This window comes from Streptomyces sp. NPDC007164 (assembly GCF_040634135.1).
Classification (GTDB): Bacteria; Actinomycetota; Actinomycetes; order Streptomycetales; family Streptomycetaceae; genus Streptomyces; species Streptomyces sanglieri.
Window position 1 is genome coordinate 1 of sequence record NZ_JBEYFB010000082.1, and the last position, 17,864, is coordinate 17,864.

Below are 17,864 nucleotides of genomic sequence, written 5' to 3' on the forward strand. Positions count from 1 at the left end.
CGAACTGCCCCCAGCTTCAACCAGGTTGCTGCGACAACCCGGCGGTGAAGGTCTCTCACCTCACTCGATTCCATGGCGCCTCGTGGCGCACCCACCCGTTACGACAAGCGAGCCTATGCCTCCCACGCCACAGTCACCGCAGCCGCGATCCGGGTATGGCTCCGACCACGATCCGCCGGACAGGACCCAGCCGCCCGAGTGCCTCGTCGGTGTGGCGTATCCCGTTGACGTCGGCGGCCTCGTGCGGTCGGCGTGCGGCGACAAAGGCCCTTACCCGGTGGGTGATCTCGCGGACCGCGGTCGACGCCTCGGAGATCTCGACGTGCTCGATGTCGCACACCTCGCGCAGCACGAACACCGGCCGCCCGGTCGGCGCCAGGGTCTCCAGCACCAGGAACGCGTGCTGGTTCTGCACAGTGCCGGGATCGGCACCCGCCCTCAGCGGAAATTCCCCGTGAGCCAGGCCAGCAGTCGCGGCTTCTCGTCGCAGTTCCGTATTCCGTCGGCTGCCAGGTGGTCGCTGTAGCGCACGGTCTTCATCGGCGCGTCGCACTGTGGGAGCCGGACAGGCTGCCCCAGGTACCAGCCGGATGCGAATACGGAGGCCAGGACGGCGGCGACCATCACCCTGCGCGGGGTGATCCATGCGAGTTTCGATACGGGCATGGCGGACGAGCCTACCGGCAGGCCGACAGGAGGGTTCGGCCGAGGCGGGCGGTTCGGCACAACTCCCGACCAGAGCCGCCAGGCTCAAGAGACGCTGTCGGCTCAGCGGGATTCCGCAATCACTTTCACGCCCCGGCCGCTGAATGGCTGTTGCCTGCGCCGCAGCACTGGTGCGGCTGAAGCCGGGAGACACCTCTTCGGCCGCGCAGCTCGCCCGGTACTTCGTTCTGCCTTCCCCCGCCCCACCTCGCCAAGCAGATGCAGACGCTCGCCAGAGCCGACGCACCCAGCGTGACGACCGGTCCACGCGTGGACGGTAGGTCTGCCTTGGTATTTGGAAGATCGGTGGTCGCAGGGGCGGCCTTCGGGACGGCGTCCGGCAGCACCGTCCATTGTCCGAGCGCAACGAGATGATACATTGATGTCTCAATTAAGACTTGAAGGTCTTACTCAACCCCATGGAGTCTCAATGTCCCGCCCCGCCGTGGCCCCGGTCGCAGACCGTGTGCACGCGCGCCGCTGGGTCGTCCTGGCGATCCTCTCCGGCAGCCTGCTGCTGATCGCCATGGACACCACGATCCTCAACGTCGCCTTCCCCTCACTGGTCGCCGATCTTCAGCCTGGCGCCGTGGAGCAGCTGTGGATCATCGATGTGTACGCGCTCGCCCTGTCCGGACTGCTGGTGACCGCCGGCGCGCTGGGTGACCGGTGGGGTCGTAAGCGACTCCTGCTGGTCGGCTTCGCGCTGTTCGCCGCAGCCTCGCTGGGCGCGGTAGCAGCCACCGAGGCATGGCACGTGATCGCCGCCCGCGCGCTGCTCGGCGTCGGCGGCGCCGCGATCATGCCCACCACCCTGTCGATCCTGCGGCACGTCTTCACCGATGCCCGCGAGCGGGCGTTCGCCTACGCGGTGTGGGCAGCGGTCATGGGAGGCGGCATGGCGCTGGGCCCGGTCGCGGGAGGGCTCCTGGTCGAGGACTACGGCTGGCAGTCGGCCTTCCTGCTCAATGTGCCCATCGCACTGACCGTCATCGCCCTCGGTGCCTGGTTCCTGCCCGAATCGTTCGCGCCGCGCGCCGGACGCTGGGACTGGACCGGCGTCGCCCAGTCCATCGTCGGCATGATCGCCCTGGCCGCCGGTATCAAGCAGCTCGGCAAGAGCGGGCTCGCCTCGCCCCTGCCCTGGCTGATGCTGGCGCTCGCAGCCGTCGTCCTGACCCTGTTCGTGCGCCGCCAGTTGCGCCTGGCCCACCCTCTGCTGCATGTGCGTCTGTTCACCAGCCGCGCCTTCAGCGTCTCGGCCACGGTTCTCTTCCTGGGCATGGTCGCGCTCGGCGCGGTGCTGTTCCTGCTCACGCAGTGGTTCCAGTACGCGCAGGGCTACTCGCCTCTCCAGGCGGGACTGCGGGTACTGCCAGCGCCCTTGGCCCTGGTGGTGACCTCCCTGCTCGCCCCGGCACTCATGCGTGTCCTTCCGATCCGCCATGTCATGGCATCCGGTCTGGTCCTGATGGCCACGGGATTGGTCCTGCCCCGGCTGGCCCAGGACGGTGACGATCATCTCGGCTACCCCGTCATGGCGGCCGCCCTGGCCCTCATCGGCTTCGGCGCCGGGCTCGCCACGACGGTGGCTTCGGTCACCCTGATGGCCGCCACACCAAACGAGCACGTCAGCGGCGCGGCCGCGATCGAGGAGACCTGTTACGAACTCGGCGCCGCCCTCGGCGTGGCCTCCCTCGGTTCCCTGGCCGGCGCTCTGTACCGAAGCAGCCTGCCGGCCTCCGCACCGGCTGCGGCACACGATTCGGTGGGCGAGGGGGCCCATGCCGCCCAGGAAATCGGTGGTGCCCAGGGCGCCTCGCTCCTGGAACAGGTCGCCCGCGCCTTCACCCACGGCATGACACCGGCTTTCGCCATCGGATCCGTCCTGGCCCTGGCCGCCGCGGCGGCAGCCTGGGCCTGGATCCCCCGCGGCATCCGGCCCACCGAGAACGCACACTGACCGGTCCTCGACCGTCCCCGTACTGGCAGCCGGTGCGGGAGTCGCTCCCCCAGCGCTGCTCACTCGGCGAGGACGGCGAGGTCGAGGCGACGGAGGCGGGCGGGATCCGCGATCACTTCGTACGCGGCGATCCTGTCCTTCTCGATGGTGAAGGTGAGCGCGATCAGCAACCCTCCGCGCGGAGCCACCACGAGCCCCACCGTGCCGTCGACCAGGGCCAGTTCCGCGAGCCGCGACCTGTGCGCAAGGAGTGCGGTCCCCTCCGCCACGGCCCGCGCGCCACGGAGCTCGGCGGCCGCGCCAGGTGGCAGCGCCGCGGGGTCGCTGCGGCGCACCACGTCGGGTGCGAGCACCGCGAGGATCGCGTTGAGGTCACCGGCCCGGGCTGCCGACAGGAACGCGGAGACGACCTGCCGGTGGCGGGCGAGTTCATCCGCCGGGACGGCGGGAGTACCCCGCACTTTGTGGCGCGCACGGCTGGCGAGCTTCTTGGTGGCCACGGGAGTGCGCTCCAGGATGGGCGCGATCTGGCCGAACGGTACGGCGAACATGTCGTGCAGCACGAAGGCAACGCGTTCGGCGGGCTCAAGGGCGTCCAGTACCACGAGCAGCGCATGGCTCACCGAGTCGGCCAGCAGAGCCCTGTCCTCCGGCTGGCTGCCCTGAGCGGGCTCCGAGATCTGATCGAGCACCTGCTGTTCGGCGAAGTCCTCCCGCCGTGCTGTGCGAGCGCGCAGCATGTCGAGGCAGATGCGGGTCACCACTGTCCGCAACCAGCCGGCCAGATTGTCCACGGTGCTGACGTCTGTCCGGCCCAGACGCAGCCACGCCTCCTGCACGGCGTCCTCGGCCTCGTTCGGTGAGCCGAGCAACCGGTAGGCCACTGCCTGAAGCCGGCCGCGTTGCTCCTCGAAGTGTTCGGCCAGCCCATCGCACTCGTTCACCGGTCACCTTTCCTCGTCCCGACTCGTCACCTCTATGACGAATGCAAGCCGGCTGAGGTGACAGGAGAAACCCATGACGTCCTTGCTGCATCTGGATTCCAGTGCCAATCGCTCCGGTGAATCGGTCAGCAGGGAGCTGACCGCGTTGTTCGCCGAGACCTGGCGCGCTGTGCGCGGCCCGGCCGGAGACCGCTGTCGCTACCGGGATCTGGCCGCAGATCCGGTCCCACCGTTGGATACGGCCTACTGCACGCTGGGGCGGCGATTGGAGCGGAACGGTCTTCCTCCCCTGGCCGACATCGACGCGTGGATTCGCAGCCCGGCGGAGGAACGGGAATGGGCGCTGACCTGCTCCCTGATCACCGAGCTCCTGGCCGCCGACACTGTTGTGATCGGTGCCCCGATGTACAACTTTTCGGTATCCGCCCTGCTCAAGGCATGGATCGACCGGGTGGGATTCCCTGGCGTATTCACCGACCCGGACACCGGGGAGAGTCTGTTGCGCACCACGAAGGTTGTGGTGATCACAACGCGGGGCGGGTCCTACGGCCCGGGTACTCCGCAGGAGGCCTGGGACTTCCAGACACCGTATCTACGGGCCTATTTCGGCAAGCAGGGTGTGCCCGAGGAGAACATCCACTTCGTCAGCGCCGAGCTGACGATGGCCGCGGTGGTGCCGCACCTGGCCCACCAGCAATCGCAGGCAGCGAATTCGCTGGCTTCGGCACGGGAGGAGGTGACCGCGCTGGCCGCCGCCGGCCGCCCGGCGAGCCGGACCACCGTGTGAGCGCAGCTCCGGTCGTACGGGAGACGCAGACGTGGGAGAGCCCGGCCCGGCCGGACTGCCGCCGAAGGTGAAGCTGAAGAGGACTCCCGAACGGGACGTCCTCCCGGGCGGCATGCGGTCCCGGCATGACGGGCGCGCCCAGCGCAACCGACGCGACCGGCGCGACCGGCGGCCTCCTCTCCGCCGAAGCCGCCGGTCGGATCGTCGATGTCCTGAGGACTGCCGGGGTCAGGACTTGATGTCGGCCACGAGTACGTCGATGAATACCTCCCGCTCGGCGAGCGTCGACGGCCGTCCCACGATGCCCGGACGGGTCTGCCACGGCAGGGGGCCGGTCTCGCGGCGGTACTCGACGCCGACGGCGTCCAGGCGGGCCAGATGGTGGTCCAGACGGCCGCGGAACTCCTCGTACCGGCGCTCGCCGGTGGTCCACAGCGCCTCGGCGACGGCGCAGAGGCGGGGGAACGCGAAGTAGTCGACGGTCCGTGGCGAGTCCATGTGCTCGGTCCAGATGTTGGCCTGGCCGCCCAGGACGTGTTCGCGTTCCGCGTCCGTCAACTCGGGCGGGACCGGGTCGAATCCGTACGCCGTCTCCACCGTGACGGGCACGGCCACGGGGATCGGCTCGTCGGACCGGTCGGACTGCCGGTAGTCGAGATACACCTGGTCGTCCGGGCACGCGATCACGTACAGGCCCCGGCGGGCCGCCGTGACGGCGCCGGTCATGCCGCGCCACGAGGCGACGACGGTTCCGGCCGGCACCTCGTCCTCCAGCAGGTCGTCCCAGCCGAGCAGACGGCGTCCGCGCGATGTGACGTGTGAGCCGAGTTGCCGTACGAACCAGGACCGCAGTTCGTTCTCGTGGCGCAGCCCGCGTTCGCGCATCAACTCCTGTGTGCGCGGGTCCTCGCTCCACTCGGTCGTGGGGCACTCGTCGCCGCCCACTCCGATGACCGGGCCGGGGAAGAGGCCCATGATTTCGTCGAGGACGTCGCGGAAGAAGGCGACGGTCGACTCCTCGGTGTTGAGGACGCGAGGGTTGACGCCCCAGCGCGTCCACACTTCCGCCGGTTCACCGCCGACTCCCAGTTCGGGATAGGCGGCGATCGCGGCCTGGGAGTGCCCGGGGATGTCGATCTCGGGGACGACGGTGATGTGTCGCTGTGCCGCGTATCCGACGATCTCACGGATGTCGTCCTGGGTGTAGAAACCGCCGTGCGGCCGTCCGTCCCCGGGCGCCTCGGGCGACGCGCCGAGCGGGGACTCGTGCCGCCACGCACCGACCTCGGTGAGTCTCGGGTGCCGAAGGATCTCCACCCGCCAGCCCTGGTCGTCGGTGAGGTGCAGATGCAGTGTGTTGAGGCGGTGCATGACCATCAGGTCGAGGAAACGCAGCACGTCGTGCTTGGGCATGAAGTGCCGTGCCACGTCCAGCATCGTGCCGCGCCAGGCGAACCTCGGTGCGTCCTCGATGCGTACGGCGGGCACCGCCCACCGCACGCCGGCCACCTCGTAGCGGCGGTGGACCTCGGCGGGCAGCGACTGCAGCAGGCTCTGACATCCGTAGAAGGCGCCGGCCCGGTCGCCGCCTTCGATGACGATGCCGTCGGAGTTCGCCCGGAGCCGGTACGCCTCGGGGCCGAGGCCCTCGCCCAGCCGCAGGTCGATCGTGTGCTGTGCCTCGGGCAGATGTGAGAGCAACGGCAGGTCCAGGCCGGTGGAGGGCCGCAGGACCGACTGCAGCCAGCGGGCCGTGGAACGCAGCTCCGGCGCGGCGGTGATCGCGGTCGAGGTGTCGAGCACGAACTCGCCGCTGTCGGGCCGCACTGATGTGGGGCGAGGGAGGAACATCGGAGGGATCACCCTTTCACTGCTCCGGCCGACATGCCGGAGACCAACTTGCGCTGAATGAGGAGGAAGAACACGACCACCGGGAGGGAGAAGATGACCGAACCGGCCATCTGCGCGCTGTAGTCGGTTCCGCTGGCGGGGTTGGTGAAGGATGCCAGCCACACCGGCAGTGTGTACTGGCTCCGGTCCTTCATGAACGTGTAGGCGATCAGGTAGTCGTTCCAGGCGGCGATGAACGCGAAGATGCTCGATGCGATCACGCCCGGCAGCACCAGCGGGAAGAGGATCTTCCAGAGCACCTGCCAGGTTGAGGCTCCGTCGAGGCGGGCGGCCTCCTCGATCTCTACGGGAATGGCCGCGAAGAATCCCCGCATCACCCAGATCGAGAACGGCAGTGCCAGTGCGAGGTAGGCGAGTATCAGCCCGGTGTAAGTGCCCAACAGCCCGGCCTCGTTGAAGACCAGGAAGGTGGGGATGAGCAGGGCTGTGCCCGGCAGCATCTGTGCCACCAGGATCGCGACCATGACGGTGCGCCGGCCGCGGAACCGGAACCGCGAGACCGCGGCTGCCGCGAACAGCCCGAGCACGACGGCGACGAGCACTGTTCCGCCGACCACGAGCAGACTGTTCCACAGGTTCGTCCAGAACCCCGTCCGGTTGAGCGCGACATCGAAGTTGTGCAGAGTGGGTGAGCTGGGCCAGAAGTGCGGCGTCGCCGTCATCGCCTCGGCGCGGGGCTTGAGCGCGGTGTTGACCATCCAGTAGACCGGGAAGATCCACACGAGACAGAACACGATCGCGAGGCTGTTGCTGAGCAGCCGGCCCCGGGCCGCGGTGGAACGGGCGCCGCGTGTGCGGAGCTTGGTCACAGGTCCTCCCCGGAACGCAGCAGGCGTCGGATGTACAGGGCGGTGACGGCGAGCAGCATGATGGTCGTGACGACGGACAGCGCCGCGCCCTGGCCGACCCGGAATGCCACGAATGCGGTCTTGTACGCGAAGACCCCCAGTGTGGTCGTCGCGGAGTCGGGTCCTCCGGCCGAGATGAGCCAGATCTGGTTGAAGACGTTGAAGTCCCAGATCACCGACATCAGGGTGACCAGTGTGAGTGTCGGGCGGAGGAACGGGAGAGTGACCGACCACCACAGGCGCCACTCCCCTGCCCCGTCGAGCCGGGCGGCCTCCTGCAGCTCTCCCGGCATCTGGCTCAGCGCCGCGTACAGGGTGAGCGCGATGAAGGGCACGGCCTGCCAGACGATGAGCAGCCAGATGGACAGATAGGCCAGGGGTGCGCTGTTGGACCAGTCGGTGTTGGTCATGTCGCCGAACAGGCCGGTCTGTGTGAGCAGCCAGTTGACCACTCCGTATCCGGGCTGGAAGAGCCACTTCCACACGAGGGACGAGGCGACTGTCGGCATCGCCCAGGCCAGGATGAGGACGATGGTGACGGTCATGCGCATGGCCGTGCCCAGCCGGGTGAGGAGTTGGGCGACGCCTGCTCCCACGGCGATGCTTCCCGCCACCATCGCGGCGGTGAACACAACGGTCCGGGTCAGGGCGTCCCAGAACTCCGGCTGCGACAGGAGGTCGGTGTACTGGCGGGTGCCGACGACGTCGAACGCTCCGGTGAACAGGGAGCGTTGGTCGTAGTCGGTGAACGACGCGTAGACGAGGAAGGCGATCGGTGCGACGGTGACGGCCAGCATCACCAGCCCGGCGGGAGTCAGCAGCCACCACGCCACCCACGGTCCGCGGTGCCGTGCGGACGCGGCTCGGGTTCCGGCGCCGGCACGGTGCCGCGGCAGCGTATCGGCCGCAGGCCCGGGTGTGGAGTCCTGGAAGGCCGCCTTCGGGCTGCCTGCCGCCTTCGGGTTGCCGCGGACGGGCTGCTCAGTGCTGGGCATTGAGTACCTTGCCCACCGTCTTGTCGAATGTGTCGGCCGCCTGCTTCGGGCTGCTGGTACCGGAGGCGATGGAGGAGAACACCTTGTCGATGTCCTTGTTGCCCTCCACTGCCGCCCAGTCGGCGGCGGCCGGGGTGGCCTTGGATCGCAGAGCCGCGTCGAAGAACCCCCGGAACAGGGGGTCGGCCTCGCCACGGGTGGCCTTCACCGCGCCCGTGCTGTTCGGGATCCAGCCGTCGTGGCCGGCCACCCACTGCTTCTGCACGGACGGTGCGGTCGCGATCTTCACCCACTGCAGGGCGAGGTCCGAGTTGGCGCTCTTGGCGGCGATGCCCCAGTCGGATCCGCCGAGCATCACGGGCTGGGACTTGCCGGACCTGCCCGGGAACGGAAAGGTCCCGAGGTCGGATTCCTTGAAGGCGGGGTTGGCCTTCTTGATGAGAGCGATCGTGGCGTTGGTGGCGCTCATCGCCGCCGTCCTGCCGTCCGCGAAGACCCGGGTCTGGTCGGGGTTGAGCGTGTCGATGGTACGGGTGGCCGGTGCGGAGAACTCGTTCTGGAACTGCTTGTACTCGTTCAGGCCGCGCTGCGCCGCTTCGGAGCCGAGCGTTCCCTTCCAGCTGGAGCCCTGCTTCGCCGCGATGTCGCCGCCCGCGTCCCACACGAACTGCACACCGGTGTGCCAGTAACGGCCCGGCAGGTAGAAGGGGGAGAAGTCGGGGGCGGTGTTGGCCGCGCGTATCTTGCGCAGGGCACCGGTCAGTTCGTCGAAGGTGGCGGGAGCGGACTTCACTCCTGCCCGGGCCCAGATCTTCTTGTTGTAGATCACCGCGCGGGCACCGGCGAACGAGGGCACGGCGTACAGCCGTCCGTCCACCGTCGCGGGCTCTTCGAGACCGGCCAGCCAGGACTGCCCCTGCTTGAGATCCTTGGTATACGGGGTGAGGTCCATCAGCCCTCCGCTGGCGGCGAAGCTCGCCACCTGCGTGTTGCCTATGTCGATGACGTCCGGCGGGGTCGAGGTGGCGAGCGCTGTGGTGATCTTGGTGGTGATGCCGTCCCAGTTCTGGACCTCCACCTTCACCTTGGCGCCGGTCTGCTGGGTGAACTGTGCGTTCATCGCCTTGAGCGTGGCGTCGGAGTAGTCGCCGTCCATCACCCACACGGTCAGGGTCTTTCCGTCACCCTTGACCACAGGGACCGCCCGGGGCTTCGTATCACCGCCCGAATCGCGGCCCGCAGACCCCGAGCAGGCGCTCGCACCGAGGGCCGCGGCCAGAGTGACGGCCACAAGTGCGCTGTACCGCATTCCTTTATGTGTCATGGAAACTCCTGGGAAAATGGCTCTGGGGATGAGCCCTGAGAAGGACGGGTTCCGAGAAGAACAGGCTCTGGGAGGAACAGGCTCCTGGGAGGCAGAGGCTCCGGGAGGAAGGCTCCGGGAAGAGGGCTTTCCGGGAGGGACGAGTAGGAGCCGGGCCGTCAGCCGGGTCGGCAGCCGGTCGGGAGCTCGTGTCTCACCACACGCCCAGCTCGCCCGAGAGGACGATGCTGGCTCCGCCGAGCAGGATGAGGTCCGGGTCGCCCGCGAGTGACCGCATGGCCAGTGAGGCGCTGATGGGCGCGTAGGTCCGTGCCCGGATCACCGCGGCCGCGGAGTCGAGGAACGGGCCCTCGACAAGGTCCGGCGGGCCGAGCAGGGCGATCTCGTTGAGGTTGAGCACGCTGCTGATCGGGGCGAGTACGGTGCCCAGCGCCCGGCCCGCGTCGGCAAGTACGTCGTCGTGTTCGGACGGGTGGCGGCCGGCCAGGCGCTTGCGCAGTTCGGCCGCGTCGATCAGTGGTTCCAAGCATCCGCGATGTCCGCAGATGCACGGATCGCCGTCCTCGTCGACGGTTACGTGCCCGATCTCGCCGGCGGCGAACTGCTCGCCCTCGACGAGTTCGCCGCCCACGATCAGGCCCGCACCCACGCCGTGCTCGATGGTGATGACCATGAGGTTCTGCGTCTTGGCGTTCCGGAAGTGCAGTACGGCGAGTGCGGCGATGTTCACATCGTTGCCGACGTAAGCAGGCACACCGAAGCGTTCGGAGAGCTGGGTGGCGAGTGGCAGTTCGCTCCAGCCGAGATGGGCGGCGTGATGGATGACTCCGGCATCGCCGACGATGCCGGGCGAGCCGACCCCGATGCCGAGTATGCGCCGTGGCGCGAGGTCCACCAGCTCGCCGACAAGATCGAACACCAGGCCGATGGCACGTTCGCCGACGATGTCCCCGTACCGCACGCGGGCACGATGGACCACCTCACCGCGGAGGTTGAGGACCGCACCGCTGAAGTATTCGCTGCCGGACAGGTCCAGGGCGAGGATGTGGGCGGCGTCGTCGTCGATCCGCATCACGCTCGCCGGCTTGCCCAGCCGGCTGTCCTTGCGGGGACCGGTGTCGACGACGAGTCCGTCGCCTTCGAGATCGGCGATGAGCGCGGACACCGTGGGGGCCGTGAGACCCAGGGTCCGCGCCATCTCCGATCTGCTCATCGCGCCCTGGTGGTACAGCGTCGCCAGGACCAGCGCGCGGTTGTGGATCCTGCTGTCCAGCGTGCTCGCCTTGGTCCGCTCGGGCGGCTGCCGACGCGCGGACACCCGCGCCAGCCCGCGCTCGGCACGGCGGCGGGGGTCGTTCGGCGGCAGGTACGGCTCGGACACAGAGGTCGCCTCCGGGTAAGTAAAGACCCTTTAATTAAAGGACTTTGGATATGTTCGGGGCGAGGGGCCCCGACGTCAAGAGATCGGCGCGAACAAAATCCGCACCGCCCATATCCGACCATCACGCCATTGGCTCATGAACCGGCCATCTGGGCAGGATTCACCAGTTGAGTGTTTGACTGAGCGCGGTTATGTTCAACCACCTTCGGAACGCCGTGAGTTGGCGTTCGCTTTCTGTGTGATTCGGAGGTGTGGTGTGTCTCGTGCATGGAACAGATGCGCGTTGATCACGGTGGCGGCCTTGACCGCTGCGACGGCTCTGGCCATTACTGGAACGGCATCGGCGACAGCCTCGGCATCCTGGACGTCGGCGGCCGGACGTGACGTGACGGTGATGACGTTCAACATTCACCATGGCGCGGATCCGGATGATGTGCTGAATCTGACTCATGTGGCCCAGGCGGTACGGCAGTCGGGCGCGGATGTGATCGGCCTGCAGGAGGTGGACCGGCACTTCGCCTCGCGCAGCGACTTCGTCGACCAGGCGGAGTGGCTCGCGAATCGACTGGGCCTGCACCTGGCCTACGGCACGAACCTGGACCTGGATCCGGAAGAGCCGGGCGATCCGCGACGCCGGTACGGAACGGCGGTCCTGTCCCGGTTCCCGATCGTGAACACCCGCATTACGCTGCTCCCCCGTTCGGAGACGGGCGAGCAGCGGGGTCTGCTGGAGGCCGACCTCATGGTCCGGGGCAGGAAGATGCGTTTCCTGAACACGCATCTGGAGGACACCTCGCAGGCCGAGCGACGGACGCAGGTGGCGGCGATCAACGCGATCGTGAACGGCTCCCGTCTTCCCACGGTTCTGGTGGGCGACCTGAACGCGAAGCCGGACAGTGAGGAGATCGCTTCGGTGACGAAGCGGCTGACCGACACCTGGCCGGCCGCCGGGAAGGGGGACGGATTCACGTACGACTCGGTGAATCCGCGGGAGCGGATCGATTACGTGTTCGCCTCGTCGGGCGTCGAGGCGCGGCGGGCCCGGGTGCTGGACGTCACGGTCTCCGACCACCGGCCGCTGCGGGTCGAGCTCAACATCCGGTAGCACGGGCCGACGTGCCACCACAGCACGCCGAGGCTGCCGGGAGCCCGCCTGAAGTCGCCGGCCGAGGACTGTCTTCGACGGCTGACTTCAGGAACTCACTTCGAGGACTGGGTTCGACTCCTGATACCGAGCCGCCGCCTCGCGGCGCTCCACAGCTTCACAACAGCGCCCCGGGCGGGCAACGCCATGCCCCTGCGAACCGGAACCCACGCCCGGCCGTCCGCTTCCGAGCGCGCCGGGCAAGCACCCGAGGAAAGCGGAGACAGATGACCACACCCTTGCCACGCCGCTCCAAGACCGTACGCGCAGCAGGCGCAGCGCTCGTAGCCCTAGCACTGGCAGCATCCACAGCACCGGCCGCCTCTGCGTCCACGCCCACGTCGGCGGCGACCACCGCCCGGAACAGCTCCAGACAGGTTCAGTACGTCGACTGCGGGGCCGCATCCGGAAGGGAGAACGGCTCCCGCAACCAGCCCTGGAGGACCCTCGATCAGGTCAACCGCCTGAACCTGAAGACCGGCAGTTCGATCCTCCTCAAGCGCGGCAGCCGCTGCACCGGCACCCTGGCCCCGCAAGGCACCGGACGGCCGGGCAAGCCGATGATGATCGGCGCATACGGACAGGGTGCGAAGCCGGTCATAGACGGCGGCGGCAGCCCCGAGACCCTCCTGCTCAAGAACACCCAGTGGGTCGAGGCGAAGGACCTGGAGATCACCAACTCCGGCAATCCCGGCCGCAACAAGCGAGGGGTACGGGTCCAGCTCCAGGACTTCGGCACCGGCACCCACTACCGGCTCACCGGCCTGGACGTCCACGACATTCTCGGCGACGACACCAAGGGCACCGAGGGATCCGCCGGCATCCTGTTCTCGGTGACCGGCTCCGCCGCGCCGACCAAGTTCGACGACGTGGTCGTCTCGGGGAACACCGTCACCACCGTCGACCGTGAGGGGATCTACTTCGCCTCCACGTGGAACAACCGTCCCGTGCACGGGGATTACGACCCGGACGGGCCCGCGTACCTGCCCTCCACCCGTGTCGTGGTGCGCGGGAACACCCTGAAGGACCTGGGAGGTGACGGCATCGTCATCACCGCCGCCGACAAGACCCTGGTCGAGCACAACCGCCTCGACGGGTTCCAGCGCCGCTCGGCCGGCTACAACGCGGGCATGTGGCCGTGGAACGCCGATCACACCCTCTTCCAGTACAACGAGGTGTCCGGCGGCGAGACCACCCGCGACGGCATGGCCTACGACGTCGACGAAGGCACCTTCGGCACCGTCTTCCAGTACAACGTCAGCCACGACAACGCCGGCGGCTTCTTCCTCGTCTGCACCGCCACCGGCAGACTCGCCGACGCCGTCATCCGCTACAACATCAGCCGCAACGACCACTACCGCGGCATCGAAACCTGCTCCGGCACCTTCGACACCGTACGTGCCCACAACAACACCATCTACATCGGCGAAGGCATCAGCCAGACCGTCATCAACGAGAACACCACCAACAAACACGACATCACGTTCACCAACAACATCGTCCTCAAGGAAGGCACCGGCACCGCCTCCTTCAACCTCAAGAGCAACGCCGTCACCCTCACCCACAACAACCTCGTCAACATCCGCAGCGCCCCCGCCAACCCCGACGGCACCACCGCCGACCCCCGGCTCACCGACCCCACCGGCCCCCTCCCCGACGGACTGCGCCTGCACACCGGATCACCCGCGCTGCGTGCGGGCATTCCCGTCCCGGGCTCCCCGCACCGGGACCTGTACGGAAACCCGGTCGGCAGTCCGCCGAACGTGGGCGCCGACCAGGGCCGCGGTGTCGCCGGACCACTGCGGCCGACTGCCACGGCCGACGCCGGCAACGCCTCGTAGCAGCCACAGCCGGGCGGCCTCCCGCAAGGACCTTCGGAAGGCCGCCCGCACGGACGGGTAGGGTCTCCCCAGACTTCCCCCACCGAGATCAGCTCGGCGCAGAACAGGAGCGGCGTGTGAAGCGGCCGACCATGGCGGACATCGCACGCCGCGCCGGCGTCTCCAAGGTGGCGGTCTCGTACGCGCTCAATGATCTGCCGGGCGTCTCCGAGACCACTCGCGCTTCGATCAAGGACATCGCCGAGGAGTTGGGCTGGCGCCCCAACAGCGCCGCCCGGGCCCTCACCGGCGGTCGGGCACAGGCAGTGGGCCTCGCGGTGCGGCGCCCCGCCCGGACACTGGGCGTCGAACCGTTCTTCATGGAGTTCATCAGCGGGGTGGAGAGCGTCTTCGTCGAGCGGTCGTACGCGCTGATGCTGCAGATGGTCGACTCGCAGGAGAGCGAGATCGAACTGTGCCGCCGCTGGTGGGGCGAGAGACGCGTCGACGGTGTCCTCCTGATGGACCTTCAAACCGATGATCCCCGCCCGCCCGCCGTCGAAGCGCTCGGCCTGCCCGCGGTCGCCATCGGGCCGCCTCATGCGACGGGCACGCTTCCTGCGATCTGGTCGGACGACGGTGAGAGCGTGCACGATGTCGTCCGCTACCTGGTGGCACTCGGTCATCGCCGGATCGCCCGTGTGGCCGGGCCCGCAGGACTGGCGCACACGGCGGTGCGGGACGTGGCACTGAACGCGGCCTGCCAGGAGGCCGGGATCCCCGGGGCGACCGTGATCCACACCGACTACACGGGCGACGAGGGCGCCCGCGCGGCGCGGAGCCTGATGATCTCGCCCCGGCGCCCCACGGCGATCGTCTTCGACAACGACATCATGGCCGTCGCGGCGCTCTCCGTGGCCCAGGAACTGAACATCTCCGTACCCGCCGACCTCTCGATCGTGGCGTGGGACGAGTCCCCGCTCACCCAGGTCGTCCGCCCCGTGCTCTCGGTGATCACCCGCGACATTCCGGCCTACGGCGCACGCGCGGCGAGCGCGCTCCTCTCCCTCGTCGCGGGTGAGCCGGCGGACGACATCCGCATGGAACGTGCCGGCTTCGCCCCGCGAGGCAGTACCGGCCCGCCGTCGCCGGGCGGCATCTCGCACTCTCGTTGAGCAGAGATCCGTCGCACCTGACCGAGGCACTATGCCGACCAGACCTGAACCGGTAAAGTTCAGGCCTGGCGGCCGCTGCCCGGCGTCGGCTTCCATGCACCACAATCTGCACAAGTCAGGCTCGTATGCCCTCTATTGACGACTGCGCGTGAACCAATCGAAGCTTCATCGGTTCATGAACAGTGCGGCGATCACGCGACCGATTCGTCGCCCCCGCCCTGAACGCCATGTGTGCCGCACAGACCGGGACACGCCACCGAACCCAGTAACGCATCCGCAAACGCATACGTCAGCTGCCAGGCGATTGGAGCCGTACACCATGAAGGACGTCACCCAGCTGAGCGAGGGCTGGAGCCTGCGCCACGAGGAAGCGCTGCTGCCCGCCCGCGTCCCCGGCTGCGTCCACACCGATCTGCTCACCGCCCTGGTCATACCCGACCCCTTCATCGGCCACAACGAGACCGAGATCGCCTGGGTGGGACGGCGGGCATGGTCCTACGTGACCGAGCTGCACCACAGCAGCGGGCACGAGCGGACCGATCTGGTCTTCGACGGACTCGACACCGCCGCCGAGGTCGTCCTCGCCGGCGAGAGTCTCGGCACCACGCGCAACATGCACCGGGTTCACCGCTTCGACATCACAGGGCGTACCGGACAGCTCGAAGTGCGCTTCGATTCGGCCTACGACGAGGCGGACCGCGTCCGTGCACTGACCGCGGAGCGGCCGAATGCCTACCCGGAGCCCTTCCAGTACATCCGAAAGATGGCCTGCAGTTTCGGATGGGACTGGGGTCCCACCGTCGTGACCGCCGGCATGTGGCGGCCGGTACGCCTCGAACACTGGTCCACCGCCCGCCTCGCCGAGGTCCGCCCCCTCGTCTCGGTCGACGGCTCCACCGGCCGCGTCGAACTTCGGGTGCGCACGGAGCGCACCGCGAACGGCACCGGCCGGCGGCTGACTCTCCGCGCCTCCGTCGCAGGCGCCGGCGCCGAGGCGGAGATCGCCTTCGAGGGCGACGAGGCGGTGCTGTGCCTGGATGTGGCGGATCCGGCGCTCTGGTGGCCGCGGGGATACGGCGAACAGCCGCTGTACGACCTCGATGTGACGCTGCTCGACGAGCGAGGTGACCGCCTCGACGCCTGGACGCGCCGCATCGGCTTCCGCACGGTCGAGATCGACCGCTCCCCGGATGCCCACGGCACCGGGTTCACCTTCGTCGTCAACGGCGTACGGATCTTCGCGCGCGGGGTCAACTGGATCCCCGACGACGTCCTGCCCTCCCGGGTCACGCCCGAGCGCTACCGGAATCGGCTGACCCAGGCCGCCGAGGCCAACGTCGACCTGGTCCGAGTCTGGGGCGGGGGCATCTACGAGGATCACGCGTTCTACGACGTGTGCGACGAACTGGGGCTCATGGTCTGGCAGGACTTCCTCTTCGCCTGCGCCGCCTATCCGGAGGAGCAGCCGCTGCGCGGAGAGGTCGAGGCAGAGGCCCGTGACAACGTTATCCGCCTGATGCCGCACGCGAGTCTGGTGTTGTGGAACGGCAACAACGAGAATCTCTGGGGCTTCCGGGACTGGGACTGGGAGCAGCCGCTGGCCGGCGATTCCTGGGGCGAGGGCTACTACCTCGGCATGCTGCCCCGGATCGTCGCCGAGCTGGACCCGACCCGCCCGTACACGGCGGGCAGTCCCTGGTCCGGCTCGTGGGAACACCATCCCAACGATCCCCGGCACGGCACCCACCACTCGTGGGAAGTGTGGAACCGTCTGGACTACTCCGAGTACCGGGCGGACGTACCCCGCTTCTGCGCGGAGTTCGGCTGGCAGGCTCCCCCCGCACTCGCGACGCTCCACCGCGCCCTGCCCGGCGAACGGCTCGCCCCCTACTCCCCCGGCATGATGCACCACCAGAAGGCCGAGGGCGGCAACGGCAAACTGGATCGGGGCATCGAGCATCACTTCGGGCTGCCCGAGGGCGACTTCGACCGGTGGCACTACCTGGCCCAGGTCGTCCAGGCACGCGCCGTAGCCGCAGGAATCGAGCACTGGCGGGCGAACTGGCCGGTGTGCGCCGGCACCGTGGTCTGGCAGCTCAACGACTGCTGGCCGGTCAGCTCGTGGGCGGCCATCGACGGCGACGGCCGATTCAAGCCGCTCTACCACGAGCTGCGCCGGCTCTACGCGGACCGGCTGCTCTCCCTCGTCCCCACCGATGACGGCCCCGTGCTGGCCCTCGACAACCAGTCCGGCTCCGCCTGGCGCGCGACGGCCGTCCTGCGCCTGATCGACACGGAGGGATCCGTGCTGCACGAGGCGTCCTTCGACCTGGAGGCGGGCCCACGATCGGTCACCAGGCTGACGGTGCCGAGTCCTCTGCTGCCGAAGGACCCCACCGGGCAATTCCTCGTGGCCGATGCCGACGGACTTCGGGCGGTGCATTTCTCCGTGCTCGACAAGGAGTTCGTCCATCCGGCGCCGCGGTACGACGTGCGCCTCGATGCCCAGTCCGGAACCGACGCCATCGACATCGTCGTCACGGCCCGCACTCCGGTGCGCGATCTCCTCCTCCAACCCGACCGTCTGGCACCCGGCGCCGTGGCGGACCGGGGCTTGATCACGCTGCTCCCCGGCGAGGAGGCACGGATCACCGTAAGAGGCTGGACCGACCCCGACGCTGCCGCCGCACGCGACGCCCTGTTCAGCGTGGGGGCCGAGTGAGCGCCCCCACCGGCCGGGTTACGGAGGTACCGATCTGAGCGTCCTCTGAACTTGTATTTAAAGGTTTGACTTTGGCGTGGCCTGCGGAGTCGTGTCCGTTCTGTTGTGTTTCTTGCCAACGGGGTGGCGGGGTGCGGGGGTTGAG

General features: G+C 68.5%; 13 protein-coding genes and 1 pseudogene. 6 read left to right on the forward strand and 8 right to left on the reverse strand.

Annotation, left to right across the window (positions count from 1 at the left end; all coding sequences use genetic code 11):
• Positions 1-244: 244 nt before the first annotated feature.
• A pseudogene (locus tag ABZ622_RS39900) lies at positions 245-394 on the reverse strand (RNA polymerase subunit sigma-24); the annotation flags it as partial.
• 44 nt (positions 395-438) lie between these two features.
• Entirely contained in the window at positions 439-666 is a 228-nt protein-coding gene (locus tag ABZ622_RS39905; RefSeq protein ID WP_360551942.1) for a hypothetical protein, read from the reverse strand.
• Positions 667-1,135: 469 nt separating this feature from the next.
• Here ABZ622_RS39905 and ABZ622_RS39910 point away from each other — a divergent pair, with 469 nt between their 5' ends.
• Positions 1,136-2,668 carry an MFS transporter gene (locus ABZ622_RS39910; RefSeq protein ID WP_360551944.1) on the forward strand — a complete coding sequence of 511 codons (1,533 nt, stop codon included), beginning with the start codon at positions 1,136-1,138 and terminating at the stop codon, positions 2,666-2,668.
• Positions 2,669-2,727: 59 nt separating this feature from the next.
• Here ABZ622_RS39910 and ABZ622_RS39915 read toward each other — a convergent pair whose 3' ends face one another.
• Positions 2,728-3,612: a sigma-70 family RNA polymerase sigma factor gene (locus ABZ622_RS39915; RefSeq protein WP_360551946.1), complete on the reverse strand. Its 885-nt coding sequence runs from the start codon at positions 3,610-3,612 to the stop codon at positions 2,728-2,730.
• 73 nt (positions 3,613-3,685) lie between these two features.
• Between ABZ622_RS39915 and ABZ622_RS39920 the strand changes: the two genes are divergently transcribed.
• Positions 3,686-4,399 carry an NAD(P)H-dependent oxidoreductase gene (locus ABZ622_RS39920; RefSeq protein ID WP_360551948.1) on the forward strand — a complete coding sequence of 238 codons (714 nt, stop codon included), beginning with the start codon at positions 3,686-3,688 and terminating at the stop codon, positions 4,397-4,399.
• Positions 4,400-4,627: 228 nt separating this feature from the next.
• On the opposite strand, the gene ABZ622_RS39925 is transcribed toward ABZ622_RS39920, so the two are convergent.
• From ABZ622_RS39925 to ABZ622_RS39945, 5 genes are all read right to left on the reverse strand, one after another.
• Positions 4,628-6,250, reverse strand: coding sequence for a beta-N-acetylhexosaminidase (locus tag ABZ622_RS39925; RefSeq protein WP_360551950.1), 1,623 nt, complete (start codon positions 6,248-6,250; stop codon positions 4,628-4,630).
• An 8-nt stretch (positions 6,251-6,258) separates the two neighbouring features.
• A complete protein-coding gene (locus ABZ622_RS39930) occupies positions 6,259-7,119 on the reverse strand; it encodes a carbohydrate ABC transporter permease (protein WP_360551952.1) in 861 nt (286 codons plus the stop codon).
• On the reverse strand, positions 7,116-8,153 hold the full coding sequence (locus ABZ622_RS39935; RefSeq protein WP_360551954.1) for a sugar ABC transporter permease: 1,038 nt from the start codon (positions 8,151-8,153) through the stop codon (positions 7,116-7,118). The genes ABZ622_RS39930 and ABZ622_RS39935 overlap by 4 nt, the downstream gene beginning before the upstream one ends.
• Complete coding sequence (locus ABZ622_RS39940; RefSeq protein ID WP_360551956.1) at positions 8,140-9,477, reverse strand: extracellular solute-binding protein; 1,338 nt, start codon at positions 9,475-9,477, stop codon at positions 8,140-8,142. Before ABZ622_RS39940 ends, ABZ622_RS39935 begins: the two co-directional genes overlap by 14 nt.
• A 193-nt stretch (positions 9,478-9,670) precedes the next feature.
• Complete coding sequence (locus tag ABZ622_RS39945; protein WP_360551958.1) at positions 9,671-10,858, reverse strand: ROK family transcriptional regulator; 1,188 nt, start codon at positions 10,856-10,858, stop codon at positions 9,671-9,673.
• A 394-nt stretch (positions 10,859-11,252) separates the two neighbouring features.
• On the opposite strand from ABZ622_RS39945, the gene ABZ622_RS39950 reads away from it, so the two are divergent.
• From ABZ622_RS39950 to ABZ622_RS39965, 4 genes are all read left to right on the forward strand, one after another.
• Positions 11,253-11,963, forward strand: coding sequence for an endonuclease/exonuclease/phosphatase family protein (locus ABZ622_RS39950; RefSeq protein WP_360551960.1), 711 nt, complete (start codon positions 11,253-11,255; stop codon positions 11,961-11,963).
• Positions 11,964-12,229: 266 nt separating this feature from the next.
• Entirely contained in the window at positions 12,230-13,843 is a 1,614-nt protein-coding gene (locus ABZ622_RS39955; protein WP_360551962.1) for a right-handed parallel beta-helix repeat-containing protein, read from the forward strand.
• Positions 13,844-13,959: 116 nt separating this feature from the next.
• Positions 13,960-14,997 carry a LacI family DNA-binding transcriptional regulator gene (locus ABZ622_RS39960; RefSeq protein WP_360551964.1) on the forward strand — a complete coding sequence of 346 codons (1,038 nt, stop codon included), beginning with the start codon at positions 13,960-13,962 and terminating at the stop codon, positions 14,995-14,997.
• Between the two features lie 319 nt (positions 14,998-15,316).
• Positions 15,317-17,719: a glycoside hydrolase family 2 protein gene (locus ABZ622_RS39965; protein WP_360551966.1), complete on the forward strand. Its 2,403-nt coding sequence runs from the start codon at positions 15,317-15,319 to the stop codon at positions 17,717-17,719.
• Positions 17,720-17,864 lie beyond the last annotated feature (145 nt).

Coding starts and splice junctions, on each gene's coding strand:
- ABZ622_RS39905 (WP_360551942.1), bottom strand. CDS start 666: ATGCCCGTATCGAAACTCGCATGGATCACCCCGCGCAGGGTGATGGTC.
- ABZ622_RS39910 (WP_360551944.1), top strand. CDS start 1,136: ATGTCCCGCCCCGCCGTGGCCCCGGTCGCAGACCGTGTGCACGCGCGC.
- ABZ622_RS39920 (WP_360551948.1), top strand. CDS start 3,686: ATGACGTCCTTGCTGCATCTGGATTCCAGTGCCAATCGCTCCGGTGAA.
- ABZ622_RS39925 (WP_360551950.1), bottom strand. CDS start 6,250: ATGTTCCTCCCTCGCCCCACATCAGTGCGGCCCGACAGCGGCGAGTTC.
- ABZ622_RS39935 (WP_360551954.1), bottom strand. CDS start 8,153: ATGCCCAGCACTGAGCAGCCCGTCCGCGGCAACCCGAAGGCGGCAGGC.
- ABZ622_RS39940 (WP_360551956.1), bottom strand. CDS start 9,477: ATGACACATAAAGGAATGCGGTACAGCGCACTTGTGGCCGTCACTCTG.
- ABZ622_RS39950 (WP_360551960.1), top strand. CDS start 11,253: ATGACGTTCAACATTCACCATGGCGCGGATCCGGATGATGTGCTGAAT.
- ABZ622_RS39955 (WP_360551962.1), top strand. CDS start 12,230: ATGACCACACCCTTGCCACGCCGCTCCAAGACCGTACGCGCAGCAGGC.
- ABZ622_RS39965 (WP_360551966.1), top strand. CDS start 15,317: ATGAAGGACGTCACCCAGCTGAGCGAGGGCTGGAGCCTGCGCCACGAG.